At 70.9% G+C, this 25,008-nt stretch carries 23 protein-coding genes; 13 read left to right on the forward strand and 10 right to left on the reverse strand.

What is annotated here, in order from left to right; translation table 11 throughout:
* From E1300_RS50045 to E1300_RS14175, 3 genes are all read left to right on the forward strand, one after another.
* Positions 1-732: discoidin domain-containing protein (locus E1300_RS50045; protein WP_165502833.1), on the forward strand; the 732-nt coding region annotated here is incomplete at its 5' end.
* Positions 733-964: 232 nt separating this feature from the next.
* The gene (gene sigM / locus E1300_RS14170; protein ID WP_131757456.1) at positions 965-1,585 is read left to right on the forward strand and encodes an RNA polymerase sigma factor SigM; all 621 of its coding nucleotides are present in this window, start codon (positions 965-967) and stop codon (positions 1,583-1,585) included.
* On the forward strand, positions 1,582-2,361 hold the full coding sequence (locus E1300_RS14175) for an anti-sigma factor family protein (RefSeq protein WP_131757457.1): 780 nt from the start codon (positions 1,582-1,584) through the stop codon (positions 2,359-2,361). The genes sigM and E1300_RS14175 overlap by 4 nt, the downstream gene beginning before the upstream one ends.
* A gap of 87 nt (positions 2,362-2,448) precedes the next feature.
* Here the strand turns inward: E1300_RS14175 and E1300_RS14180 are convergent, their stop codons facing one another.
* Positions 2,449-3,021, reverse strand: a complete 573-nt coding sequence (locus tag E1300_RS14180) for a dienelactone hydrolase family protein (protein ID WP_131757458.1) — start codon at positions 3,019-3,021, stop codon at positions 2,449-2,451.
* Positions 3,022-3,241: 220 nt separating this feature from the next.
* On the opposite strand from E1300_RS14180, the gene trxB reads away from it, so the two are divergent.
* Complete coding sequence (gene trxB / locus E1300_RS14185) at positions 3,242-4,219, forward strand: thioredoxin-disulfide reductase (RefSeq protein WP_131757508.1); 978 nt, start codon at positions 3,242-3,244, stop codon at positions 4,217-4,219.
* Between the two features lie 53 nt (positions 4,220-4,272).
* A complete protein-coding gene (gene trxA / locus E1300_RS14190) occupies positions 4,273-4,587 on the forward strand; it encodes a thioredoxin (RefSeq protein ID WP_131757459.1) in 315 nt (104 codons plus the stop codon).
* A gap of 73 nt (positions 4,588-4,660) precedes the next feature.
* Here trxA and E1300_RS14195 read toward each other — a convergent pair whose 3' ends face one another.
* Positions 4,661-5,278 (reverse strand): GNAT family N-acetyltransferase, encoded by a 618-nt coding sequence (locus tag E1300_RS14195; protein ID WP_131757460.1) that lies wholly within the window; start codon positions 5,276-5,278, stop codon positions 4,661-4,663.
* Between the two features lie 358 nt (positions 5,279-5,636).
* Between E1300_RS14195 and E1300_RS14200 the strand changes: the two genes are divergently transcribed.
* Both E1300_RS14200 and E1300_RS14205 read left to right on the forward strand, forming a co-directional pair.
* The gene (locus E1300_RS14200) at positions 5,637-6,869 is read left to right on the forward strand and encodes an aminotransferase-like domain-containing protein (RefSeq protein WP_131757509.1); all 1,233 of its coding nucleotides are present in this window, start codon (positions 5,637-5,639) and stop codon (positions 6,867-6,869) included.
* A 63-nt stretch (positions 6,870-6,932) separates the two neighbouring features.
* Entirely contained in the window at positions 6,933-7,871 is a 939-nt protein-coding gene (locus E1300_RS14205) for a D-alanine--D-alanine ligase family protein (protein WP_131757461.1), read from the forward strand.
* 2,859 nt (positions 7,872-10,730) lie between these two features.
* On the opposite strand, the gene E1300_RS14210 is transcribed toward E1300_RS14205, so the two are convergent.
* The 3 genes from E1300_RS14210 to rsmG all read right to left on the reverse strand — a co-directional run bounded on the left by E1300_RS14210 (position 10,731) and on the right by rsmG (position 13,560).
* Positions 10,731-11,726, reverse strand: coding sequence for a ParB/RepB/Spo0J family partition protein (locus E1300_RS14210; protein WP_131757462.1), 996 nt, complete (start codon positions 11,724-11,726; stop codon positions 10,731-10,733).
* Positions 11,723-12,541 (reverse strand): ParA family protein, encoded by an 819-nt coding sequence (locus E1300_RS14215; RefSeq protein ID WP_131757510.1) that lies wholly within the window; start codon positions 12,539-12,541, stop codon positions 11,723-11,725. Before E1300_RS14215 ends, E1300_RS14210 begins: the two co-directional genes overlap by 4 nt.
* Before the next feature lie 338 nt (positions 12,542-12,879).
* On the reverse strand, positions 12,880-13,560 hold the full coding sequence (gene rsmG, locus E1300_RS14220) for a 16S rRNA (guanine(527)-N(7))-methyltransferase RsmG (protein WP_131757463.1): 681 nt from the start codon (positions 13,558-13,560) through the stop codon (positions 12,880-12,882).
* A 175-nt stretch (positions 13,561-13,735) separates the two neighbouring features.
* Here rsmG and E1300_RS51540 point away from each other — a divergent pair, with 175 nt between their 5' ends.
* The gene (locus E1300_RS51540; protein WP_207399718.1) at positions 13,736-14,176 is read left to right on the forward strand and encodes a DUF6458 family protein; all 441 of its coding nucleotides are present in this window, start codon (positions 13,736-13,738) and stop codon (positions 14,174-14,176) included.
* A gap of 173 nt (positions 14,177-14,349) precedes the next feature.
* Here the strand turns inward: E1300_RS51540 and E1300_RS14230 are convergent, their stop codons facing one another.
* The 5 genes from E1300_RS14230 to rpmH are packed head-to-tail and all read right to left on the reverse strand — an operon-like array spanning position 14,350 to position 16,768.
* Positions 14,350-14,835 carry a Jag family protein gene (locus E1300_RS14230; RefSeq protein WP_131757464.1) on the reverse strand — a complete coding sequence of 162 codons (486 nt, stop codon included), beginning with the start codon at positions 14,833-14,835 and terminating at the stop codon, positions 14,350-14,352.
* Positions 14,836-14,872: 37 nt separating this feature from the next.
* Positions 14,873-15,856 (reverse strand): membrane protein insertase YidC, encoded by a 984-nt coding sequence (gene yidC, locus E1300_RS14235; RefSeq protein WP_131757465.1) that lies wholly within the window; start codon positions 15,854-15,856, stop codon positions 14,873-14,875.
* Positions 15,849-16,250, reverse strand: a complete 402-nt coding sequence (gene yidD / locus E1300_RS14240; RefSeq protein WP_131757466.1) for a membrane protein insertion efficiency factor YidD — start codon at positions 16,248-16,250, stop codon at positions 15,849-15,851. Before yidD ends, yidC begins: the two co-directional genes overlap by 8 nt.
* Positions 16,247-16,615, reverse strand: a complete 369-nt coding sequence (gene rnpA, locus E1300_RS14245; RefSeq protein WP_131757467.1) for a ribonuclease P protein component — start codon at positions 16,613-16,615, stop codon at positions 16,247-16,249. The genes yidD and rnpA overlap by 4 nt, the downstream gene beginning before the upstream one ends.
* A 15-nt stretch (positions 16,616-16,630) precedes the next feature.
* Positions 16,631-16,768, reverse strand: a complete 138-nt coding sequence (gene rpmH, locus E1300_RS14250) for a 50S ribosomal protein L34 (protein ID WP_131736510.1) — start codon at positions 16,766-16,768, stop codon at positions 16,631-16,633.
* A 1,016-nt stretch (positions 16,769-17,784) separates the two neighbouring features.
* Between rpmH and dnaA the strand changes: the two genes are divergently transcribed.
* The 5 genes from dnaA (at position 17,785) to E1300_RS14275 (ending at position 24,910) form a co-directional block, all read left to right on the forward strand.
* Positions 17,785-20,100: a chromosomal replication initiator protein DnaA gene (dnaA, locus tag E1300_RS14255; protein WP_131757468.1), complete on the forward strand. Its 2,316-nt coding sequence runs from the start codon at positions 17,785-17,787 to the stop codon at positions 20,098-20,100.
* Between the two features lie 753 nt (positions 20,101-20,853).
* On the forward strand, positions 20,854-21,981 hold the full coding sequence (gene dnaN, locus E1300_RS14260; RefSeq protein WP_131757469.1) for a DNA polymerase III subunit beta: 1,128 nt from the start codon (positions 20,854-20,856) through the stop codon (positions 21,979-21,981).
* A 99-nt stretch (positions 21,982-22,080) separates the two neighbouring features.
* Positions 22,081-23,001 (forward strand): phosphogluconate dehydrogenase (NAD(+)-dependent, decarboxylating), encoded by a 921-nt coding sequence (gene gnd / locus E1300_RS14265; protein WP_131757470.1) that lies wholly within the window; start codon positions 22,081-22,083, stop codon positions 22,999-23,001.
* A gap of 112 nt (positions 23,002-23,113) precedes the next feature.
* Positions 23,114-24,238, forward strand: a complete 1,125-nt coding sequence (recF, locus tag E1300_RS14270; RefSeq protein ID WP_131757471.1) for a DNA replication/repair protein RecF — start codon at positions 23,114-23,116, stop codon at positions 24,236-24,238.
* Positions 24,239-24,463: 225 nt separating this feature from the next.
* Complete coding sequence (locus E1300_RS14275; protein ID WP_306440654.1) at positions 24,464-24,910, forward strand: DciA family protein; 447 nt, start codon at positions 24,464-24,466, stop codon at positions 24,908-24,910.
* The last annotated feature ends 98 nt before the right edge of the window (positions 24,911-25,008 follow it).

Here is a 25,008-nt window from a genome sequence, read left to right on the forward strand (position 1 = left end):
GCGGTGGGGTGGGGGCTGCCGCCGCCCCGCACCCGGGCGCACCGCGACGGCGGCGCCCCGCCGCCCGACCCGACCCGGCCGTCCCGCACCGCGGGGGGCTCGGGCTCCCGCTGGTCCGCCAACCGCGCCCTCCTCGGCGTCGCGGCCGCCGCCCTCACGGTCATCGTCGGCCTCGGCGCCTGGGCGCTGGCCGACAACGGCTCGGACGGCGACAAGGGCGGCACCGGCGCCGTCGACCCGACCAAGAAGTCGCCGTCGCCGAACCCGTCCGCCAGCCTGACCACGCTGAAGATCGACAGCGCGCAGGGCGTCGACCCCGTCGGGCAGGACAGCGGCAAGGGCCCGGCGAAGGGCCGCGCCGCCATCGACGGCAGCACCGCGACCACCTGGAACACCTCGCACTACGCCTCCCCCGACTTCGGGCGCCTCAAGAGCGGCGTCGGCCTGCTCCTCGACCTGGGCCGCCCCGCGTCGGTCGCCGAGATCAAGGCGCAGATCCCGATGACGGCCGGAGCAACGATCCAGCTGAAGGCGGGCGACTCCGCCGACGTGAACGCGCTGTCCAAGCTCGACACGGTCACGACGTCCGGCGGCGGTCAGGTCCTCTTCCGCCTGAGCAGGCCGGCGAAGGCGCGGTACGTGATGCTGTGGTTCACCAAGCTCTCCAACGGTTCCGACGGCCAGTTGCGGGCCGAGGTCAGCGAGGTCTCCATCCGGGGCACGGCGTCCTGACCGCCCGCACGCGCGGGCACGGGCGAGCTCCCCTTCCGGGGACGGTCACCCTTTCCTCACAAGGCATCACGCGGAGGTCATGGGCTGTGACGTCGGTCGGCGCTTGTCGGTATCGTTCCTGTGAGCAGAATGTCCCCTCCCCCCAGGATCCCGTGGTGTCTTCCCCAGCAGGTGCGGCCGGTCGCGGGCGTCCGGCGTCGCCCGGGCGTCCCGTACGAGAAGGCGATCGCTTATGACATCGCTGAGCATGCGCGCGGACGAGGTCTCCGACAAGGAGCTCCTCGCCCGGCACGCCCAGGGGGACCCGCACGCCTTCGCCGAGCTGGTGCACCGGCACCGCGACCGCATGTGGGCGGTCGCGCTGCGCACCCTCGGCGACCCTGAGGAGGCCGCGGACGCGCTCCAGGACGCCTGCCTCTCGGCGTTCCGCGCCGCCGGGCGGTTCCGCGGCGACGCGGCCGTCACCACCTGGCTGCACCGCATCGTGGTCAACGCCTGCCTGGACCGGATCCGCCGCAAGTCCGTGCGCCCCGCCACGCCGATGGGCGACGACGCGACGTTCGACGCGGTCGCGCCGAAGATGCCCGACCCGACCGACGCGCACGGCGTCTCCCTCGACGTCCACACGGCCCTGCTGCAACTGCCGTTCGAGCAGCGCGCGGCGCTGGTCCTCGTCGACATGATGGGGTACTCGGTCGACGACGCCGCGCAGGTCCTGGAGGTCCCGCCCGGGACGATCAAGAGCCGCTGCGCCCGCGGGCGGGCGAGGCTCGCGCCCCTTCTCGTCCAGCACCGGAACCGACGCGACCCCAGGAACGTCGGAGGTGTGGAAGGAGGTGGCATGCCCAGATGAACCCCGCGCACCTTGACTACGACATCCTGGCCGACCTGGCCGAAGGACTGCTCGAAGACGACCGAGCCGCCTCCGTCAACGCGCACCTCGACACCTGCGCCGAATGCCGGGACCGCTCCGCCGACCTTGCGGACGTCTCCCGGATCCTGGCGGAGGCCCCCGTCCCGTCCATGCCCGCGGAACTGGCCGAGCGCATCGACACCGCCATCGCGGCGGAGTCGCTGAACAACGCCACCGTCGTCAGCATGGAGCAGCGGCGCGGAAGGCGGCATTGGCGGATACTGTCGGCCGCCGCGGCGGCGGTGGTCGTGCTCGGCGGCGGAACGGTGGTCGGCAAGATCGCCCTGGACGGATCGGACGGCGGCGACCACCAGAGCGCCGCCCGCAGCCCCGTCCAGGACGCCGAGAAGGACCGCGGCGCCTCGGCGCAGGGGGCGGCCCCGCCGTCGAACCGCGCGATGAGCTCGCCGTCCTACACCGTCTCCCACAGCGGCACCGACTACCGCGCCGGAACGCTCCCGAGCCAGGTCGAGAAGCTGCTCGGCACCGGCACGGCGCCGAGGGCCGACGGCATCGCGCCCGACCCGCGGCTCACCGACTGCGTCGCCGGCGTCACCCACGGGCGGACGCCGCAGCTCGTCGACCAGGCCACGTTCGAGGGACGGCAGGCGACCGTGATCGCCGTCCGGGGCGGCCCCAAGAGCTGGAACGTCTGGGTCGTCGGCCCCGACTGCACCGCGCAGGACCCCCACCTGCTCACCGAAGCGAAAGCCTGACCCTAGTCGCCGCCGGGCGCGCCCGGCGGAGGCTCGGTCCGACCAGAAGGCCATGGACGATCGCCGTCCATGGCCTTCTGCGTCCCTTCAGAGGGTGCCCAGGAAGTCCAGGGCGATCGCCCAGGCCCGCTCCGCCGACTCGGGCTCGTAGTCCGGCAGGTCCGGGTCGGTGAACAGGTGCCCGGCGCCGCGGTACCGGAACACCTCCACGTCCGCGCCGGCCTTCCGCATGCGCAGGTACCAGGCGTTCACCCAGTCGACCGGCTCGAACGTGTCCGGATCGGCGACGTGGAGCTGCACCGGGATGTCGGTGGACGCGTCGTCCGCGATGTCGGACGTCCCGTGCATCAGCAGCAGCCCCAGCGCCTTGTCGTCCGCCAACGCCAGCGTCTGCGCGATCGCGCCGCCGAGCGAGAACCCCGCGTACACCAGCCCGCCTTCGGCCGTCAGCGGCGCGGCCACCGCGACCGCGCGCCGCAGCAGCTCGTCCCGGCCGATCTCCTCCTTGATCTCGATGCCCTCCTCCGCCGTGCCGGCGGTGCGCCCGCCGTACAGGTCCGGGACGTGGACCTCGTGCCCCGCCGCGCGGAGCCGGTCCGCGGCCTGGTGGACGGCGGGACGCAGCCCGTACATCGAGTGCAGAAGCAGAATCTTGGCCATGGCGGCAACCTTAGCCAGACTCCCGGGGCAGGTCGGGGGGCCGCCGGAGCGCCCCGGGAATCCTCTGGCCCTAGGATCGGTTGACGCGACTGGCAAGCCCGGTCGTGCCGGGACGGGCACCGCACCGGACAGGACACGGGCGGGAGATGCGGTGGCCGGACGCCGCGGCGGCCACGACAAGACGTCCGGCACCACGGCCAACGAGGAGAGGCGCAGAACAGTGAGCGACGTCCGCAACGTCATCGTCATCGGATCGGGCCCCGCGGGCTACACGGCCGCGATCTACGCGGCCCGCGGCGACCTGAGGCCGCTGGTGTTCGAGGGTTCGGTGACCGCCGGCGGTGCGCTGATGAACACCACCGACGTCGAGAACTTCCCCGGCTTCCCGGACGGCGTCATGGGCCCCGACCTCATGGACAACCTGCGCAAGCAGGCCGAGCGGTTCGGCGCCGAGCTGATCACCGACGACGTCACCGAGGTCGACCTGACCGCCGACCCCAAGGTCGTCAAGGTCGGCGACGAGACCTACCTCGCCCGCGCCGTGATCGTCGCGACCGGCTCCGGCTACCGCGAGCTCGGCCTGGAGAACGAGAAGCGCCTGTCCGGACGCGGCGTCTCCTGGTGCGCGACGTGCGACGGCTTCTTCTTCCGCGACCAGGACATCGCCGTCGTCGGCGGCGGCGACACCGCGATGGAGGAGGCGATCTTCCTGACGAAGTTCGCCCGCTCCGTCACCGTCGTGCACCGCCGGAGCGAGCTCCGCGCGTCCAAGATCATGCAGGACCGGGCGTTCGCCAACGAGAAGATCCGGTTCCTGTGGGACAGCGAGGTCGTCGAGGTCCACGGCGAGGACCGCGTCACCGGCGTCCAGATCCGCAACGTCCGCACCGGCGCGGAGACCCCGCTGGAGATCACCGGCCTGTTCATCGCGATCGGCCACGACCCGCGCAGCGAGCTGTTCGCCGGCCAGCTCGAAGCCGACCCGGACGGCTACCTGCTCGTCGACGCCCCGACCACCCGGACGAAGATCCCCGGCGTGTTCGCCTGCGGCGACGTGGTCGACCACATCTACCGGCAGGCCATCACCGCCGCGGCCAGCGGCTGCTCGGCCGCCATCGACGCCGAGCGCTGGCTCCAGGACCAGGGCGCCGCGGAGACCGTGCCGCAGCCCGCCGCCGAGACCGCGCCGCAGCGCTGACGCCTCCCGCCGGGGCGGGAACCCGTCCCGGACGCGATGAACGAAGGAGAACCATGAAAGCCGTGACCGACGCCGACTTCGAGGTCGAGGTCCTCAAGAGCGACAAGCCCGTCCTCGTCGACTTCTGGGCCGAGTGGTGCGGGCCGTGCCGGATGGTGGCGCCGATCCTGGAGGAGATCTCCAAGGAGCACGGCGACAAGATCGAGATCGTCAAGCTGGACATCGACCGGAACCCGAAGGTGCCCGCCGAGTACGGCGTCCTGCAGATCCCGACGCTGAACGTCTACAAGGACGGGCAGGTCGTCAAGCAGATCATGGGCGCCAAGCCGAAGGCCGCGCTGCTCCGCGACCTCGCCGAGTTCCTCTGATCCCTCGGGAACGCGTGTGGCCCGCACTCCACCCGGAGTGCGGGCCACACCTGCGAGAGGGCCTCAGGACGCCTCAGACGGGCCGGAGCGCCCCTTCAGGAGTCATGGAGCCCAGGAGCCTTTCCAACGCCACCTCGACGTCCTCACGCCACGACAGAGCCGACTTCAGCTCCAGCCGCAGCCGCGGGTACCGGTGATGCGGCCGGACGGTCTTGAACCCCACCGAGAGCAGGTAGTCGGCCGGCACCATGCAGCCGCCCTCCTCGCCCTTCAGGTCCCCGAACGCCTCGATGGCCTTCACGGTGCGCCGCGTCAGGTCCTTCGCGACCCCCTGCACGAGCATCCGGCCCAGCCCGCCGCCCGCGAACTCCGGCAGGATGTGCGCCGTCATCAGCAGGACGGCGTCCGCGCTCACCGGGCTCGTCGGGAACGCCACCGACCGCGGCACGTACAGCGGCGGCGCGTACAGCACGAACCCCGCCGGGACGTTGTCGACATAAACGATCTTGCCGCAGCTGCCCCATTCGAGCAGCGTCGAGGAGATCCACGCCTCCTTCTCCAGGGCCGAGTCGCCGCTCTCCTGCGCCCGCTCCCGGCTCACCGGATCCAGCTCCCAGAACACGCAGCCCCGGCACCGCCGCGGCAGATCGTCCAGATTGTCCAGCGTGATGTTGACGAGACGACGCGACACCGGGTCGGCACCCCCTGCTGTGCGATCCTCGCCCGCCGGCCGGAGCCCGGACCACGCGCCTTCCGTACCGGGCTCGTCGGGCAGGGCGCCTCTCCATGGAAAGTTCCCGGCAACAATCCGGGACACTCGGGCATCGTATCGGACAGGAGATCCACCACCCGCGCGGCTCGCCACGGCGGTACCCGGATCCGACCGGACCGGGGGTTCGCCGGATCACCCGCTCCCCGATGCCGTAGTTTGCAGGGCAGGCCAAGCCCGGAACGCAGGCGGGCCAGCGTCCCACCCTCGGAGGTGCCTCGTGGAACAGCACTCGCGTACAGACGCCTACACCGACCGCTACGCCGCCCGCGCCGCCGGGATGGTGCCCTCGGAGATCCGGGCCCTGTTCGCGATGGTCGCCCGTCCCGAGATCGTCTCCCTCGCCGGCGGCGCCCCCTACGTCTCCGCGCTGCCCCTCGACGCCGTCGGCGAGATGATCGGCGAGCTCGTCGCGGGCAAGGGCGCCGAGGTCCTCCAGTACGGCTCCGCCCAGGGCGACGAGACGCTCCGCGAGCACATCTGCGAGGTCATGTCCCTCGAAGGCGTCCACGGATCCGCGGACGACGTCGTCGTCACCGTCGGCGCCCAGCAGGCCCTCGACCTCATCACCAAGATCTTCATCGACCCGGGCGACGTGATCCTCGCGGAGGCCCCCTCCTACGTCGGCGCGCTCGGCACCTTCGCCGCCTACCAGGCCGACGTCGTCCACGTCCCCCTCGACGCGGGCGGCCTCATCCCGGCCGCGCTCCGCGAGACCCTCGAACGCCTCCGCCGCGAAGGCCGCAGCGTCAAGTTCCTCTACACCGTCCCCACCTTCCAGAACCCCGCCGGCGTCACCCTCACCACCGCGCGCCGCGCCCAGATCCTCGAAATCTGCGCCGAGTACGACGTCCTCATCGTCGAGGACAACCCCTACGGCCTCCTCGGCTTCGAGGGCGAGCCCATGCGAGCCCTCCGCGCCGACGACTCCGACCGCGTCATCTACCTCGGCTCGTTCTCCAAGACCATCGCCTCCGGCCTCCGCGTCGGCTGGGTCCTCGCCCCGCACGCCGTCCGCGCGAAACTCGTCCTCGCCGCCGAGTCGGCCATCCTCTGCCCGTCCAACTTCTCCCAGCTCGCCGTCCGCGAGTACCTCGCCACCCAGCCGTGGCGCGAGCAGATCAAGGACTTCCGCGAGCTGTACCGCACCCGCCGCGACGCCATGCTCGACGCCCTCGACCAGCTCATGCCGGACGGCTGCACCTGGACGCGGCCCGCCGGCGGCTTCTTCGTCTGGCTGACCCTCCCCGAGGGACTCGACTCCAAGGCCATGGCCCCCCGCGCCATCGCCGAGCGCGTCGCCTACGTCCCCGGCACCGGCTTCTACGCCGACGGCGGCGGCCACCGCCACATGCGGCTCTCCTACTGCTTCCCCGAGCCGCACCGCATCCGCGAGGGCGTCCGCCGGCTCGCGGCGGTGGTGGAGCAGGAGATCAAGCTGCGGGACACTTTCGGGGGAACCGCGCGCAGCGGCTCCGGCGGCGTCCACACTCCAGGGCCGGACGTCGTCTGAATGTTTCACGTGAAACGCGCCGGTCCCCCTGGGGCCGGCGCGTTCGTCTGAAGGGCACCAGCTGTGGAACTCGGGCACGTCGTCGTCCTCGCCGGAGGACTGTCCTACGAGCGCGAGGTCTCCCTCCGCTCCGGCCGCCGCGTCACCGAGGCGCTCCGCTCCCGCGACATCCCCGTCGAGCTCCGCGACGCGGACGCCACCCTCCTGGACTCCCTCACCGACGACCCCCCGGACGCCGTCTTCCCCGTCCTGCACGGCGCCGCGGGCGAGGACGGCTCCATCCGCGACGTCCTCGAACTCCTCGGCATCCCCTACGTCGGCGCCCGCCCGGACGCCTGCCGCGTCGCCTGGGACAAGCCGACCGCCAAGTCCGTCGTCCGCCAGGCCGGCCTGAGCACTCCCGACTCCGTCGCCCTCCCCAAGGAGGTCTTCCACGACCTCGGCGCCGCGTCCGTCCTCGACCACATCGTCCGCGGACTCGGCCTCCCCCTGTTCGTCAAGCCCACCCGCGGCGGCTCCGCGCTCGGCGCGTCCGTCGTCCACGAGGCCGCCGAACTCTCCGCCGCCATGGTCGGCTGCTTCGCCTACGGCGACGCCGCCCTCGTCGAGCGCTACATCGCCGGCACCGAGGTCTCCGTCAGCGTCATCGAACGCGACGGCGTCCCCACCGCCCTCCCCGCCGTCGAAATCGTCGCCCCGAGCGGCCTCTACGACTACACCGCCCGCTACGACGCCGGCGACACCGAGTTCATCACCCCCGCCCGCCTCACCCCCGAAGCCGCCGCCCGCGCCACCGCCGCCGCCGTCACCGCCCACCGCGCCCTGGGCCTCCGCGACCTCTCCCGCACCGACCTCATCGTCGACCCCGACGGCGACGTCCACTTCCTCGAAGTCAACGTCGCCCCCGGCATGACCGAGACCAGCCTCCTCCCCCGCGCCATCAGCGTCGCCGGCCTAGACCTAGGCGAAGTAGCCCAATCCCTACTACTAGCCCGCCTCTAACCCACCCCAAGCCCCCAACAACACCCCCTGGGCACCTCAAGCGTGAGCGCGGCGACCATGGGAGCAACGACCGGCACGGACGGAGGCCCGGCGCGTAGACGCGCCATGAGCCACAGGTGCGGCGTCCGGGGCTTCGGGGACGCGATGGGGCACAGTAATGGACGCGTGGCGGCTCGCGCGTTACGCGGACCCGCAAGCGGACGAGCGCCCAGCAACACGGCGGGCGCGGGAAAGCGGCGCGACGCTGCGGCCGCGTGCCGCTGCGGCGGGCACACGGGCTGACCGGCACGGCACCTGGACGCGCAGAACCGGCACAGCAAGCGAATGCGCGTCCGCCCAGTAGTACGCGAGCGGCACCCGCAGTGCGACGGCACGGCGATGTGGCGGCACACGGACAGTCGACGCGCCACATGGACGCGCACTGGCCACGGTCACTCAGGCACCGCGGCATGGCAGGCAGCGACCGGCGGTGCGACAGCGCGGCAGGCGAAGCGCGACGGCGAAGCGGGCAGGGAGCGCGACCGCGTGGTGGCGAAGGAGCACGGCAGTACGGCGCAGGACACGTGCTGCACCGGGCCGAGGCGGTGCGCATAAGGCGGTCAACACGGCAGATGAACCCGAGCTGGGCGGGTGAAGGTCTCGATGCCGTACAGCATGTGGTCGAGGGAGGTGGCGTGCGCCAACGTGGCAGCGCGACGGGCAAGCGCGGAATGGACGCGCGCTGTGGGTACGCAAAGGTGGCTCACGCGGCATGTGGGCGTCCGGCGGGCGTGATGACGGGACGCTGTGGCGGACGAGCGCGTGACAGTACGGCGCGGACGCGTGCAGCGGTACGGCTCGGGAGCAAGCCTGAAGCGGTCGGTCGGCGTGTGAACGCCAAGCAGTGCAGCGGGCGGGGCACGGCAGCGCGGAGTCGGGGAGCGTCGCGACGATACCGCGATGACGGTAGGTGGTACGTGGCGGCGCGGTGGTGCAGTGCACAAGCACCCCTTCGGTGCAATGGCCCGAGCCGTGAGGTGCGTCCAAAACGAGCGGTGCGGTGTATCCGGCCGATGGGGGCGTGATTACGGCAGCTGGTCAGCAAGCAGCGGTGTGGCGAGTGACGGCCGACGGTGTGATGGCGTGGGCGCGGCTGAGCAGTTGGTGTGGCTTATGGGGCCGCGAGGGGTAGCGAGCGTTGGAGCTTGGGGACGGCGATTCGGTGCTTCCGCGTGTCCTTGTGAGCCCTGCACCGTGACGCCGTCCGCCGCATCGCCGGTGCTTGCGCAGCACGCCAGTGAGGCCGTTTCACGTGAAACAGCGAACGTGGCCCGGTGATCGTGGCGCGGTGCTCGCCTCTCAGCGGCCTTGATGCCGTTCGAGGCGGCCCCTCGCAGGACGAGGTTCCACGTGAAACATAGGCCGGACACGGCAGCCGAGCACACCCTTCAGATGAACTTCAGGGGGCGGTAGGCCCAGTCCAACGTTGCCTGGCCTTGCTTGTGTTGGGCGTCGGTTGACGCCTGGCTCATCGGCGGTTGGCCTGAGAAGTCGCCGCTGGCGATGTTTCACGGGAAACGTAGCGCTGAAAGATGGTTGGCCGTCCAGCCCAAAAAGCCGGTCCGAGCGTCCATGGCACGCCTAGTTGATGGCGGGTGGCTGGCAAGGCGTATGGACGCGCGGTGGGGTGGCGGACAAGGCCCGCGGCAAGGGAGCGCCAGCGAAACGGACGGCGACATAGGGGGCTTGGCGCACAGCGACACAGCGAGCGCGCGGCAACACGGGAGCGGTCGGTGCAACGGCACGGCGGGTGAAGGACTCGGCACGTGGACGCGTGGTGACACAAGCGGCATGGGGGATGGCGGACCCAGTTGTTGTGGCTCGGGTACAGGGGCACAGTGGGCGCGGGCGTGGTGGCGCAGCACATACAGCGAAGCGACGCCGCGGATGGGGCGATGCGGTGCACAGCATCCGGTTACGCGGCGGTGAGCGTCCGTCGATGCGACGGCGGCAGGCTCACGGGCGGTCTGGCGCGGCGCATGAACGCGGTGACGGCGATAACCAGTGCGCGGCGGTGCAGCGAGCAGCGTCCGACGGTGCGAAGGCGTGGTGGGCGCACGGGCAGCGGCACGGCACGTGGACGCAGTGCGGCAGCAGGCACAAATGCTGGGCTTGGGCGCGGTGGTGCGGCGTCCAGTAGCTTCGCGGCCGATTCGTGCATGACCGTGGAGGGGAGTGAACCTGGCGCAGCGACACGGCGTGCGGCGAGCAGTGGGGTAGTGGGATGGGTGCGGCGCGCAGCGCCCTGCGGGGCGACAGACCACGGGCGGTGGCGAGGCAGGATGCGCGGGGGGACAACCGACTCGGGCACGGCTACACGGTAGGCAGCGCCTAGCGGTGCGACCGCGCGGTGGACCGTGGACAGTTGGCGTGGCAGATGGCGTGCGGCAGCGCAGTCCGCACAAGGCACGGCGACGGCGGGCGCAGTGGGCACGGTGGCAGTCGACCCGCGCGCCGCAACCGGCACTCGCGCAAGCGGTGCGGCGAGCAGAGCGCGACAGCGCGGCGGGGGAAAGAGCGCGGAAGTGGGACGCACTCGCTGTTCCCCCAGCGAGACGGCAGGCACAAGACGGTTCGTATGACATGTGGACGCGTCGCGGTCTGGTGGACGTGGCGATGCGACGCCACCGTCCGGCGATGCGAAGGCGGGTCCGAGCCACACGGGAAGTTTGGCGCGGCAAGCGGACGCGGTGACGCACAGTGTGTGGAAGCGCAGCGGACGCCAGGCACCGCAGTTAGGTGGTGGGGGAGGATCGGGTGTTCCGGAGTGGTTCCTAAACGGCAGCGCCCCGGTCGGGCCGGGGCGCTGGGGTGAGTGGGTTAGAAGTCGGGTGGGCTGTTGTCGTCGGGGGCCATCGACTTGATGATGCGGTCCAGGTCTTCGAGGGTGGCGAACTCGACGACGATCTTGCCCTTGCTGCGGCCCATGTCCACGCGGACCTTGGTGTCGTAGCGGTCGGAGAGGCGGTCCGCGATCTCCTTGAGGCCGGGGGCGACGGGCTTCTTGCGGCGGCCCTGGCGGGGCGCCTTGGGCTCGTCGTCCAGCTCGCGGAGGTTGATCATCTCCTCCACCGTGCGGACGGACAGGCCCTCCTGGACGATGCGCTGCGCCATGTGCTCCTGGGCCTCGACGCTGTCGAGGGAGAGGAGGGCGCGGGCGTGGCCGGCGGAGAGGACGCCCGCGGCGACGCGGCGCTGGACGGCGGGCGGGAGGTTCAGCAGGCGCAGCGTGTTCGTGATGTGGGGACGGGAGCGTCCGATGCGGCCGGCGAGCTGCTCGTGGGTGGCGCCGAAGTCCTTGAGGAGCTGGCTGTAGGCGGCGGCCTCCTCCAGCGGGTTGAGCTGCTGGCGGTGCAGGTTCTCCATGAGCGCGTCACGGAGGAGGTCGTCGTCGCCGGTGTCGCGGACGATCGCGGGGATGACGTCCAGGCCGGCCATCTGGGACGCGCGCCAGCGGCGCTCGCCCATGATCAGCTCGTAGTCGTGGTCGTCGAGGTCGGCCTTGCGGACGACGACCGGCTGGAGCAGTCCGACGATGCCGATGGACTCGGCCAGCTCTTCGAGGGCCAGGTCGTCGAAGTGCTTGCGGGGCTGCCGCGGGTTCACCGTGATCGAGTCGACGGGGAGCTCGGCGAAGTGGGCGCCGACGACCGGCTTGATGTCGGGTCCGGCGTCGTGCGGGCTGGGGTCGGGCGTTCCACCGCCCGGGAAGCCCGGTTCGCCCGCGGTGCCGGGGTCCGCGGTGGTGGGCGGAGGCGGGGCGGTCGGGATGAGGGCTCCGAGCCCCTTGCCGAGGCCGCGGCGCTGCTGGCTCACTTGGCCGCCCCCCGGTGGGCCATCTCCGAGGCGGCTTCGCTGTAGGCGAGCGCGCCGCTGGAGCCTGGATCGTAGGTCATGACGGACTGGCCGTAGCTCGGCGCCTCGGAGACCCGGACGCTGCGCGGGATGACGGTGTTGAGGACGACGTCGCCGAAGTGGTTGCGGACGTCCTCGGCGACCTGGGCGGCGAGGCGGGTGCGGGCGTCGTACATCGTCAGCAGGATCGTCGAGACGTTGAGCTTCGGGTTGAGGTGCGCCTTGACGAGGTCGACGGTGCGGATGAGCTGGCCGAGGCCCTCCAGGGCGTAGTACTCGCACTGGATGGGGATGAGCAGCTCGTCGCCGCCGACGAGGGCGTTGACGGTGAGCAGGCCGAGCGACGGCGGGCAGTCGATCAGGACGTAGTCGAACTTCTCGGTCTCGTAGGCGTCCAGCGCGCGGCGCAGCCGGGACTCGCGGGCCACCTTGGAGACCAGCTCGATCTCCGCGCCGGCGAGGTTCAGGGTCGCGGGCGCGCAGAACAGGTTGGGGATCTCGGGGGCGGGGACGACGATGTCGGCCAGCGCCATGTCCTCGATCAGGACGTCGTAGATGGACGGGATCTCGGCGTGGTGCTCGACGCCGAGGGCGGTCGAGGCGTTGCCCTGCGGGTCGAGGTCGACCACGAGCACCTGGGCGCCGTGCATGGCGAGGGACGCGGCGAGGTTCACCGAACTGGTGGTCTTGCCGACGCCGCCCTTCTGGTTGGCGATGGTCATGACCCGGCATTGGGCGGGCCGCGGCCACTCCTTCTCCCTGCGGCCGGACATCATCGTGAGTGCGTTGCCGGCCGTTTCACGTGAAACCTTGGCGTCCTTGAGCGCCTCGCGCACGAGTTCTGACTCCCCCTGAGATGGTCCCTTGCGCGGACCCGGCGGCGGCTGCGCGCCGGTGTTCGTCGGCACGTAGCCGACGTTCTCCGCGGTTCCGGACGTCGTGTTGCCCCACATGGCGTGCCCGGAGGGCGCGGCGCCCGGGCCCGCCTCCCCCTTCGCCCCGGTGTCGGAGCCCGCGGCGGCGGTCTCGTCCTCGCCGGGCCCGCCCAGGCCGGACGGCTGATCGTCGGGGGATTCGTCGGCGCGGTCAGGCCAGCCCAGTCCTGGTCCCGTGCTCATGAAGACCTCTTCCTCGACCCTTTAGCGCGCCGGGGCGCGCGTTGCTGTCGCCCGACCGCCCCGGCGTCCTGGCCGGCGACCACGCGGACAAGCGTTGTCGGCGGGTCGACCATACCGCGCCCGACTTGGAGCAGTTCGGTGGTACGCACCCCGAATCGCTCCAGAACGGGACCGGCTTCCGCCAATTCGGCCGCGGCGCGCTCGCCTTTCAGGGCCAGCAGTTCGCCGCCCGGACGCAGCAGCGGGAGGGCCCACCCGGCGAGGCGGTCGAGGGGGGCCACGGCGCGGGCGGTGACGACGTCGACCGAGAGGTCCTTGGCGGCCTCCTCCGCTCTGCCCCGCCGCACCTCGACGTTGGAGAGTCCGAGGAGGTCGACGCACTCGTTGAGGAACGTGGTGCGCCGCAGCAGCGGTTCCAGGAGGGTGACCTTCAGGTCGGGACGGACGATCGCCAGCACGACGCCCGGGAGGCCGGCGCCGGAGCCGACGTCCACGACCTCGGCGCCGTCCGGGATGGCCTCGGCCACCACCGCGCAGTTGATCAAATGCCGGTCCCAGAGCCGGTCGGCCTCGCGCGGGCCGATCAGCCCGCGCTCCACGCCCGCGTCCGCGAGGAACGCCGCGTAGCGCTCCGCGACCGGGAGCGCGTCACCGAATACCTCACGTGCAATCCCCACCGTACGAATCGTTCCACAAAAACCTACGGCGGCGTGCACACGAAACGTCCCAGCCCAGGGACCATCTGGACCTTCCGGTAGGGCGAGAACCGCCTCTCCCCCTGAATATTCGCCGATCTGGGGGTAGATGAGGGTTCAGCGTTACCCGCCAGCCCCCCGGAAGGAGCTCCGGAAGATGGGAATCGGAGTCAGTCTCGCGTTCATCGCCATCGGTGCGATCCTCGCGTTCGCCCTCCGCGTCGATCTCAGTGGCGTCGATATTCACCTGGTCGGATGGATCCTCATCCTGGTCGGACTGATCAGCATGGGCTTCACCTTGAAGTACACCCGGCCTCGTCGCCGTGCCGGACGTGTCGTCGGAGCTGACCCCGCCTATGGCGACGAGCCCGCGGCCGTCGTCCGCGAGGAGCACATCATCCAGGAGGACGGCGCGCCCATGGGGCGTCCGGCCGAGCGGGTCGAACGTGTGATCGAGCACCGGGTGAGCGACGTCCCGAGCGGGCATGCCGCCCAGGATCCGGCGGTCGCGCAGGATCCCGCGGTCGCGCAGGATCCCGCCGCCCAGAACAGGACGGTCATTCCGCAGACCCGGCCCGCGCCGCACGAGCGACGGTAACGCACGGACCCGCCCGGTGTGCTTAGGGCGGCGGTGCACACCGGGCATCCGCAGGGGCCCCGTACCGGTCAGGGCGCGGGGCCCCTGTCATGCCATCCCGCCCCCGCGCCTCCGCTGAGGTGGAACGCAGAACGGCCCCGGCAGCATGTGCCGGGGCCGTTCGGGATACGCGTTCAGGCGGGGTAGACGACCACGTAGCGCTCGGGCTCCTCGCCCTCGGACTCGCTGCGGAGGCCGGCGGCCGCCACCGCGTCGTGGACGATCTTGCGCTCGAACGGGGTCATCGGCGCCAGCGGCTTGGACTCGCCGGCCTGCTTGACCTCGTCGGCGACGTCCGTGCCGAGCTTGGTGAGCTCGGCGCGGCGGCGCTCGCGGTAGCCGCCGATGTCGAGCATGAGGCGGGTCCGGTTGCCGGTCTGGCGGTGGACGGCCAGCCGGGTCAGCTCCTGCAGCGCCTCCAGGACCTCACCGCGCTTGCCGACCAGCTCGTCCAGGGAGCCGCCGACGACCGCGACCACCGCGCGCTCTCCCTCGACGTCCATGTCGATGTCGCCGTCGTAGTCACCGATGTCCAGCAGGCCCTCGATGTAGTCGGCGGCGATCTCGCCTTCCTGTTCGAGCGCCTGGACGTCGACCTCGGTGGTGTCGGTCTGGCTCAACGGGGTCTCCTTCTCCGGCACGGGCTCGGGGTTCAAACTAGCGCTTCTGGCTGCCGCTGCGCTTGCTGCGCGGCTTGCGGGTCGGCTGGTTCCGGACGACCTTCGGCTTGGTGTCCTCGGGCTCGGGTGCCGGAGCCGCGTCCTTCTTGAGCCGGGTCTTGGCGCCGGGAGCCGCCGTGCCCTTGGCGTTCGCCTTGCCCGCGGTGCCCGCCGGCTTGCCCTTGGCGGCCGCGGCGGCGCTGGCCTCGGCGGCGGGGGTGCCGGGCGGTGGGTACCGCTTGAAGATGTAGTGCTGCTGGGCGAGCGTCCAGCTGTTCGACGTCACCCAGTACATGAGGACGCCCAGCGGGAACCCGAGGCCGAACAGGCCGAAGAGCGGCGCGAGGAAGACCATCATCTTCTGCGCCTGCATCATCGGGTTGGCGTCGTCGGTGACGGGCTGGCGCTTCATGCTGGCCCGGACGGTGAAGAACGTCGTGCAGGAGCTGATCACCACGGCGATGCCGGTGACGATGATCGCCGTCCAGCTCTTGGGGTCGGCGCCCCAGGCGTTGAGGAAGGTGTCGGGGATGTGGGCCCCGAAGATGTTCGCCTTCTGCGCGCTCTGCACCAGGTCGGGGGTGACGGCGAAGACGCCCTTGCCGGGGTCGGCGTCCGAGATCCGCTTGAGGACCTGGAAGAGGCCGATGAAGACCGGCATCTGCACCAGGAGCGGCAGGCAGCCCGACAGCGGGTTGGCGCCGTTCTCCTGGTAGAGCTTCATGACCTCCTGGTTCAGGCGCTGCTTGTCGTTCTTGTACTTCTTGCGAAGCGCCTGGACCTTCGGGTTCAGCTCCTGCATCTTCCGCGAGGCATGGATCTGCTTCACGAAGAGCGGAACCAGGGCCAGCCGGAGCAGGACCGTGAGCAGGATGATCGAGCCGCCCCAGGCCCATCCGCTGTTCTTGGGGACGACGGTGCTCAGCGCAGTGTGGATCCACACAATGAGCTGAGAGACGATCTCGTACAGCCAATCAAGCACCGGGCAGCTCCTTGGGCTCTGCTAGGGCGGGGCCGCTCTCCTCGCGGCCGGAGTTCGAGGAGGCCGCCGGGGGGCTCTCCCGGAGGGAGGCCTCCCCGGGGACGGGCGTCCCGGACGTCTTCCTCGGCGGCACCGGGTCGTAACCCCCGGGGTGGAAGGGATGGCACCGGCCGATCCGCCGGACCGTCAGCCACGCGCCGCGGAGCGCGCCGTGGGTCTGGAGGGCCTCCAGGCCGTACGCGCTGCAGCTGGGGTGGAAGCGGCACTGCTGCCCGAGCAGGGGACTCAAGAAGCGGCGGTAGGCGCGGACGAGGAGGATCAGCACCGCGGCGACGGGGCCTGGGGCCCCCGCCGGGTGCTGGGCGGGGATCTGGTCCCCGTGCCGACTCCTCATCTTCGCCCCTTGGACGCGGGCCGCAGCAGCCGGTCGATCGCCGACTCCAGATCCGCGGCCAGTTCGTCAGGGCGCGCCGTCCCCGCGGCGGGGTTGGCGCGCACTACGAGCAGGCTACCCGCTGGGAGTCGGTCGAGGTGCGCCCGCACGAGGTGACGGAGCCGGCGGCGCACCGCGTTGCGGACGACCGCGTTGCCGACGGTCCGCGCCACGATGAATCCGACCAGCGGCGGCGCTGGCGCTTCCGGCTCCTCGCGCGGCTGGAGCAGGTGGGCGACGACCGTTGGCCGTCCGGCGCGGCGCCCGCGCCTGACGGCCAGCGTGAAGTCGTCCCGCCGCCGCATCCGGTGCCCGGACGGCAGCATGGGAAGGGGTTTCGGTCAGACCGCGATGCGGGCGCGGCCCTTGCCGCGGCGCCCGGAGAGAATGGCGCGCCCGGCGCGGGTGCGCATGCGCAGCCGGAAGCCGTGCTTCTTGTGGCGGCGACGGTTGTTCGGCTGGAAAGTACGCTTGCTCACTCGAGGCTCCAGTGCTGCGGTTCGGTTCGGCTTCAGGCTCGATAGCTCGCATCGAGGACCGCGTCTGGTCCCCCGCAGCGGGGGCCCACCCGTGCTTCCCAGGAGGGGCGGCCGGCGGGCACGCGTCATCTCCGTCGATGCGACTCGACCTCAGAACGTTACGGGCTACCCGGGCATGCGGTCAAACGGAGCACCCCGCCGCCTGGACGGGTGGCAGGTCCCTTGAACCCAGACGATGAAGGCGCCACAGCGCCGGACCGGTAAGGCGTCCCGCGGCCAGATGATGAGGCGTCCCGAGGCCGGGTGTTCGAGACGGCCTCGGGGCTAGACGGCGAGGCGCTTCTGAGAGCAGTGGTGCACTTGGAGTCCGGACGGGCAAGGCGTCCCCGAGCTCCGAAGATGAGGCGCCCTGAGGCTAGGTGTTGAGGCGCCCCTGAGAGTGGACGGCGGGGGGCGCATCCTGAGAGCAGAGCTGTGCCTGAAGTCTGGAGGGCGGGGCGTCTGCGAGGGTGGGTGTTGAGGCGCGTGCGGGGGTGGGTGTCGAGGCGCGTGCGGGGGTGGGCCGTCAGTGCGCTGGGGAGTGGCGCTGGTCCAGTGGTGAACGGGACGAGTCGTGTTGCGGGCGGGACGGCCACCGGTTAAGGTCTTGCGGGCAAGCCGACACTCCTTCAGCGGTCCATGGACGACCCGATGTCGGTTCCCCTTCGAGCTTCCCCCTTCGCAGCACGAATCAGGTCCCGTTCGAGCACCATCCCCCGTAACGCCCCGCACGCTTCCCGCCCGCACTGGCGGACGACCGGGAAGCACCTCGATCTCGTCTCTCCGAGCCCGCGCTGTGGGCTTTTACACAGGGTGCCTCATGCTCATGCACAGCATGTGGACAACTCTGTGGACAACTCGTGAGAGAGTAAGTCTCCCGCGTCGCGGCCGAGCCCAACGAGGCGGACCGCGACCCGTGGGAGAGCTGGGCAGTCAGGTACTCCGTTCGGCGGAGTCGTGGGGAGGGGACCTTGCGCATGGACGGACAGGATCTCGGATCGGTCTGGGCCCGCACCCTCACCGCTCTGGCTGAGAGCGACCTCTCGCCGAGCTACCGCGCCTGGCTGCCGATGGTCCGTCCGCTGGCTCTGGTGGAGGGCACCGCGCTCCTCGCGGCGCCGAACGAGTTCGCCAAGGACGCGCTGGAGACGCGGCTCCGCAACCTCATCACGCAGGCGCTTTCGCATGAGCTGGGCAGGGAGATCCGCGTCGCGGTCACCGTCCAGCCGGAGCCTCCGGGGGGCGCCGGAAGCGGGCCGGGCGGCAACCCCCGGCCGGGCGGAAGCGAGCCGTTGGCGGCGCCGGTGCCGGGTGGTCCCGGCCCGGGGGCGGGTGGGCGCGACTCCGGTCCTCCCTATGGCGAGCAGCAGCACGACGACTTGGATCGTGGCCGTCCTTATGGGGACCAGCAATACGGAGAGCAGCCTTATACCGACCGGTCCGACCGTCCGTATCCCGAGCAGCCTTACGGCGACCAGGGGTATGGGGATAAGGGGTACCGGACGCAGTCGGGAGGTACCCACGGGGCCGGAGTCTCCGGAAGTTATCCACAGCAGGACGAGGATCGTGGATGGCCGCAGCGCGACTCCGAACACGGCAACGCCTATCCGCCCGCTCCCCGGCCGCCCGCGTATGGGATGGGGCCGGGTGGACGCGGGGTCCCGTTCGACTCACGTGGAAGCCAGGGTCCCCCTGGACGAGGTCGCCCGTCCGGGATGAACGGTACGGAGGGCTTCGGCGGCGCCGAGGGCTACTCCGGGGAGAACTACGGTGGCGGTCCCGAGGCGTACGGGTCTGAGGGCTACGGAGCAGAGCCCCCCGGTCGGCCTCCGCATGCCCCGTCCCATCTCAATGACCGCACGCTCGGCCCCTTGCGGTCCGGTGGCCGTTCCGAGTCACAGGGACGTGAGCCCCAGCAGGGTGGGAACGACGGTCCGCTCGGTCACGACGACTCCTTCCCGAAGGGGGAGACGTCCTTTCCTGGGGCAGAGCAGCCGTTCGCAGGGGCGGAGCAGTACCGCGGTGAGGACCAGTACCGTCCCGAGGACTCCTACCGGGGCGAAGGCGTCTATCGCGATGACGAGGGTGACGACGCTCGCGGTCCCGTCCCGGCGCAAGGTAACGGTCCACTCGGGCCTGGGGGTCCTGGGCCTGGCAGTCCGAAAGGCGGTCCCGGGGGCGGTTCCGGTCCTGGTACGGGCGCGCCCAGCCCAGGGGGTTCTGGAGGCGGCCAGGGGACGGGCGGCGCGTCCGAGCACGCTCGGCTGAATCCGAAGTACACCTTCGAGACGTTCGTCATCGGGTCCTCGAACCGGTTCGCGCACGCGGCTGCCGTCGCGGTCGCCGAGCAGCCGGCCAAGGCCTACAACCCGCTGTTCATCTACGGCGACTCCGGCCTCGGCAAGACGCACCTGCTGCACGCGATCGGCCATTACGCGCAGAGCCTCTTCAACGGCGCGCGGGTCCGCTACGTGAGCTCCGAGGAGTTCACCAACGACTTCATCAACTCCATCCGCGACGGTAAGGCGGACGGATTCCGGCGCCGCTACCGGGACGTAGACATCCTCCTCGTCGACGACATCCAGTTCCTTGAGGGCAAGGAACAGACGCAGGAGGAGTTCTTCCACACCTTCAACACCCTCCACAACGCCAGCAAGCAGATCGTCATCTCCAGCGACCGCCCTCCCAAGGAGCTGGTGACGCTGGAGGACCGGCTGCGCAACCGGTTCGAATGGGGGCTGACGACCGACGTGCAGCCGCCGGAGCTTGAGACGCGGATCGCGATCCTCCAGAAGAAGGCCCGGCAGGAGGGCCTGGCCGCGCCGCCCGACGTGCTGGAGTTCATCGCGTCCCAGATCGCGACGAACATCCGCGAGCTGGAGGGGGCGCTGATCCGGGTGACGGCGTTCGCGAGCCTGAACCGCCAGTCGGTCGACATGAAGCTCGCGGAGATCGTCCTGAAGGACCTCATCCCCAACGACTCGGGGCCGGAGATCACCGCCGCCATGATCATGGCGCAGACGGTGGAGTACTTCGGGACGACGATCGAGGACCTGTGCGGCCCGTCGCGCTCGCGGATGCTCGTGACGGCGCGCCAGATCGCGATGTACCTGTGCCGCGAGCTGACCGAGCTGTCGCTGCCGAAGATCGGGCAGCAGTTCGGCGGCCGCGACCACACGACGGTCATGCACGCCGAGCGCAAGATCCGGTCGCTGATGGCCGAGCGCCGCGCCATCTACAACCAGGTGACGGAGCTGACGGGCCGCATCAAGCACCAGGCCCGCAAGCGCTGAACCGCCGCTCGGACGGGCCGGCGTCCCGGATGCCCCGAGCCTCTCGCGGAGCCGTCGCGCACAGGCTGTGGACGGCGCCGGGACCCGGAAAGGACCTGTGGACGACCGCCGGACGATCACCCTCGATCGGGAGGAATCTGTGGACGGCCGCCAGGTCGCGCTTCGGCCCCCGCCGCGGCAGGAGAAAATGGCGGAAAACCCGACAGGCCTGGGCAGACGGAATTCACAGCCTGGGGATAACTCTGGGGATCAGTGGATAACCCCGGGGAAAACCTGCGGACAACCTGAGGACGACTCGTGGATGGATTGTGGACCGGCTGGGGACGCCCACCCGGCATCATGGGGACGAACTCGTGGACAGCCTGGGGAAGACCTGGGGACGGGCTGGGGACGACGCCGGCGCCCCTTCATGATCGATGTAAGGGCGCACGAACAGCCGGGAGAACCTGCGGAGAACTCGTGGATAACCGGGGGATGACTTGAGGACGACGTGTGGGGATAGATTCGCCGTCCTCAGGCGGCGCCGCGCCGTCCACGGGTCATGCACAGGACCGGTGGACAGAGATCCACGGCCTCACCTGGGAAAACTCGGGTTGTCCACACTATCCACAGCCCCTATGACTAGTACTGCACTACTTCTCTATCCAAGAAAAGATCCAACTCAAGTCAGGGCCTGGGGAAACCTGCCCCGGGCGCGCCACTGAAGATCTTGCCAAGTCACCCTTGTCCGAAACCTGCAGGAGGCGGGTCCCCTTGAAGTTCCGCATCGACAGAGACGCCCTGGCCGACGCCGTGGCATGGACCGCGCGCACGCTCCCGGTCCGGCCCCCGGTGCCGGTCCTCGCGGGCATGCACATCGAGGCGAGCGACCGGCTGAAGCTGTCGGCGTTCGACTACGAGGTCTCCGCGCAGGTGTCCACCGACATCGACACCGAGGAGCCCGGCACGGCGCTCGTGTCCGGCCGACTCCTCGCCGAGATCTCGCGCAGCCTTCCTCCCCACCCTGTGGAGGTGACGACGGACGGGGCGAAGGTGATGCTCCGCTGCGGCAGCGCGAAGTTCACACTCCTCACCATGCCTGTGGAGGACTACCCGACGCTGCCGGAGATGCCGCCCGCCGCCGGCGCCGTGGGCAGCGACGAGTTCGCGGCCGCCGTCGCGCAGGTCGCGATCGCGGCGGGCAAGGACGACACCATCCCGATGCTCACCGGTGTGCGTGTGGAGATCGAGGGCGAGACCGTCACGCTCGCGTCCACCGACCGGTACCGGCTGGCCGTCCGGGAGCTGCACTGGAAGCCGGAGCGCCCGGACTTCTCCGCGGTCGCGCTCGTCCCGGCGCGGACCCTCGCCGACACCGCCAAGTCGCTGACGGCGGGCGCGGAGGTGTCGATCGCGCTCGGCGGGACGGGCGGCACCGGCGAGGGCATGATCGGTTTCGAGGGCGGCGGCCGCCGCACGACCTCGCGGCTGCTGGACGGCGACTTCGTCAAGTACCGGTCGCTGCTCCCGAGCGAGTACGCGGGGCTCGCCGAGGTGCAGACCTCGCAGTTCATCGAGGCCGTGAAGCGCGTCTCGCTGGTCGCCGAGCGGAACACCCCCGTGCGGCTCTCGTTCAGCCAGGGCGAGGTCGTCCTGGAGGCCGGGACCGGGGACGAGGCGCAGGCCGTGGAGGCGCTGGAGGCGACGCTGGAGGGCGACGACATCGACATCGCCTTCAACCCCGGGTTCCTGCTCGACGGGCTCTCCGCGATCGGCTCGGACGTCGCCAGGCTGTCGTTCACGACGCCGACCAAGCCGGCGGTGCTCACCGGCAAGCCGCCGCAGGACGGGGAGAACCCCAACTACCGGTATCTGATCATGCCTGTGCGACTGTCTGGATAAGGCGGTGTCCTGGGGCATACCAGGGGGACACCTTCCGCGGGGGAGACGCCCCCGCGGGCCCGCACGGGCACGCGTACGCACAGGGGAGTGAGCAGGACAATGGAGCTTGGGATCATCGGCCTGGGCAGGATGGGCGGCAACATGGCCGAGCGGCTGCGCCGCGGCGGTCACACGGTCGTCGGCTACGACCACAGCAAGGACGCCAGCGACGTCGGCTCGGTCGAGGAGCTGGTCGAGCGGCTGTCCCCGCCCCGTGCCGTCTGGGTGATGGTGCCGGCGGGGAAGCCGACCAACGACACCGTCACCAGGCTGGGGGAGGTGCTCGAAGCCGGGGACGTCGTCATCGACGGCGGCAACTCGCACTACGTGGACGACCAGCGGCACGGCGAGGAGCTCGCCGCCAAGGGCATCGGCTTCGTCGACTGCGGGGTCAGCGGCGGTGTCTGGGGCCTGCAGAACGGCTATGCGCTGATGGTCGGGGGTGACGAGGACAACGTGAAGCGGCTGATGCCGATCTTCGAGACCCTCAAGCCCGAGGGGGAGTTCGGCTTCGTCCACTCCGGCAAGATCGGCGCCGGGCACTTCGTGAAGATGGTCCACAACGGCATCGAGTACGCGATGATGCAGGCCTTCGGCGAGGGTTACGAGCTGATGGAGGCCAGCGACATCGTGACCAACGTGCCGGAGACCCTCCACAGCTGGCAGGAGGGCACGGTCATCCGGTCCTGGCTGCTGGACCTGATGAACCGCGCGCTCGCCGACGATCCACAGCTCGACGCGATCCGTGGATACGCGAACGACTCCGGTGAGGGCCGGTGGACGGTCCAGGCCGCCGTCGACCACGCCGTCCCGCTGCCGGCCATCACCGCGTCCCTGTTCGCCCGGTTCGCCTCCCGCCAGGACGACTCGCCCGCGATGAAGGTGGTGGCGGCCCTCCGCAACCAGTTCGGTGGGCACGCGGTCGAGTCCGCCAAGGGCGCGGACTCCCCCGGCGCGGACGTCTCCCCGCCCTCCGTCTGAGTCCTCGGTTCCAGTCCCCCGGTCTGAACCCTCGGTTCAGCGGAGTTGTCCACAGGTTGGGCGGGGGGTGTGTGACGTACGGGACGGGCGGAAGGCTCTACGCTCGTGTCCCGTGCACGTCGCCCACCTCTCGCTCCAGGACTTCCGCTCGTATCCGGCCGCCGAGGTCGGGCTAGAGCCAGGGGTCACCGCGTTCGTGGGCCCCAACGGGCAGGGCAAGACGAACCTGGTCGAGGCCATCGGGTACGTCGCCACGCACGGCAGCCACCGGGCGGCCACCGACGCGCCGCTCGTCCGCCATGGCGCCCCCCGGGCGATCGTCCGCGCGGGCGTGGTCAAGGACGACCGCAAGGCCCTGATCGAGCTGGAGATCAACCCGGGGAAGGCGAACAGGGCGAGGTTGAACCGCTCCCCCGTCCCCAGGCCGCGCGAGATCCTGGGGATGCTGCGGACCGTCCTGTTCGCCCCTGAGGACCTCGCCCTCGTGAAGGGCGATCCGGGGGAGCGCCGGCGGTTCATGGACGAGCTGCTGACCACCCGGGCGCCGCGGTTCGCCGCGGTGCGCTCCGACTACGACCGCGTCCTGAAGCAGCGCAACGCCCTGCTGAAGTCGGCGGCCGCTCACCGGCGCTCCCCTGGCCCGGAGGTTCTCGCCACGCTGGACGTGTGGGACTCACATCTCGCCCGCACGGGATCGGAGTTGCTCGCCGCGCGGCTCGACCTCGTGGCGGCGCTCCATCCTCTGGTGGCGCGCGCGTACGCGGCCCTTGCCCCGGCCAGTGGCGCTGTGGATCTGGTCTACAAGAGCTCCTTGGGCGACGTTGAGTTGTCCACAGACCGTGCACAACTCGCGGAGCAACTGCTGGCGGCGGTGGCCGAGTCCCGTAAACAGGAGCTGGAGCGGGGCGTCAGTCTCGTCGGTCCACATCGGGACGACCTCGTCCTGCGGCTGGGGGAGTTGCCCGCGCGCGGCTATGCGAGCCATGGCGAGTCGTGGTCGTTCGCGCTCGGACTCCGGCTCGCCGCGTTCGATCTGCTCCGCGCGGACGGCGACGACCCCGTGCTCATCCTGGACGACGTGTTCGCTGAGCTGGACGTTGGCCGCCGCGCGCGCTTGGCGGAGATGGTGGCCCCGGCCGAGCAGGTCCTCATCACGGCGGCGGTGCCCGCCGACGTCCCGTCCGAACTGACAGGGGGTTCGTATACCGTCTCGGACGGTCAGGTCGTACGCGACTGATCCCGGGGCGTGCTCCCGGGGCGCCCCCGAGCGGTCGCGGGCGCGGTTCCATGTTCTCGGCGGTGCGTGATCCGCGGGCTGGGGAGGAGAAGGCTCATGGTCGACGATCCACAGGATGTGCATAACTCCCCCGACGCAGTGGACTCTCCGTCCGGTGCCGCTACTCCGGCCTCCGGGGAAGAGACCTCCGCGGCCCCGGCGGTCCCGGCGAAGTCGGGGATCGAGTTGGCGCGCGAGGCCCTGGCCCAGGCGAAGGCGGACGCCCTCAAGCGCGGCACGCTGCCCGGGCAGGGCAAGCGGAAGGGCGGGCCCAAGCTGGTGCGCGTCCGCGAGCCCGGGCGCGGCGGTGACCCGAAGGCGTTCGGCGCCGCGATCCGCGATCTACTGGCGTCCCGTGGGTGGGAGCAGCGGGCGGCCGTCGGCGGCGTCTTCGGCAACTGGCCCGGCATCGTCGGCCCCGAGCTGGCCGAGCACACCCGTCCCGAGCGCTTCGAGGACGGCGAGCTCACCGTGGCGGCCGACTCGACGACCTGGGCGACGCAGCTCCGCCTGCTGTCGTCCACGCTCGTCCGGCGGCTGAACGAGGAACTCGGCCATGGGACGGTCCGCCGGGTGAAGGTGGTCGGGCCCTCCTCCGGGCCGCGCCGGACGGGCGCCTGGCGCGCCCGCTGACCGCCGCCGGGGACGAGCGGTCGCGTTTTCTACGCACAAGTAACAAAGATGGGCGTTTTGTCACGGTGCTCTCGCGCCGCCGTCGCTCCGCGTGACCG

It is taken from the genome of Actinomadura fibrosa, assembly GCF_900659615.1.
Classification (GTDB): Bacteria; Actinomycetota; Actinomycetes; order Streptosporangiales; family Streptosporangiaceae; genus Spirillospora; species Spirillospora fibrosa.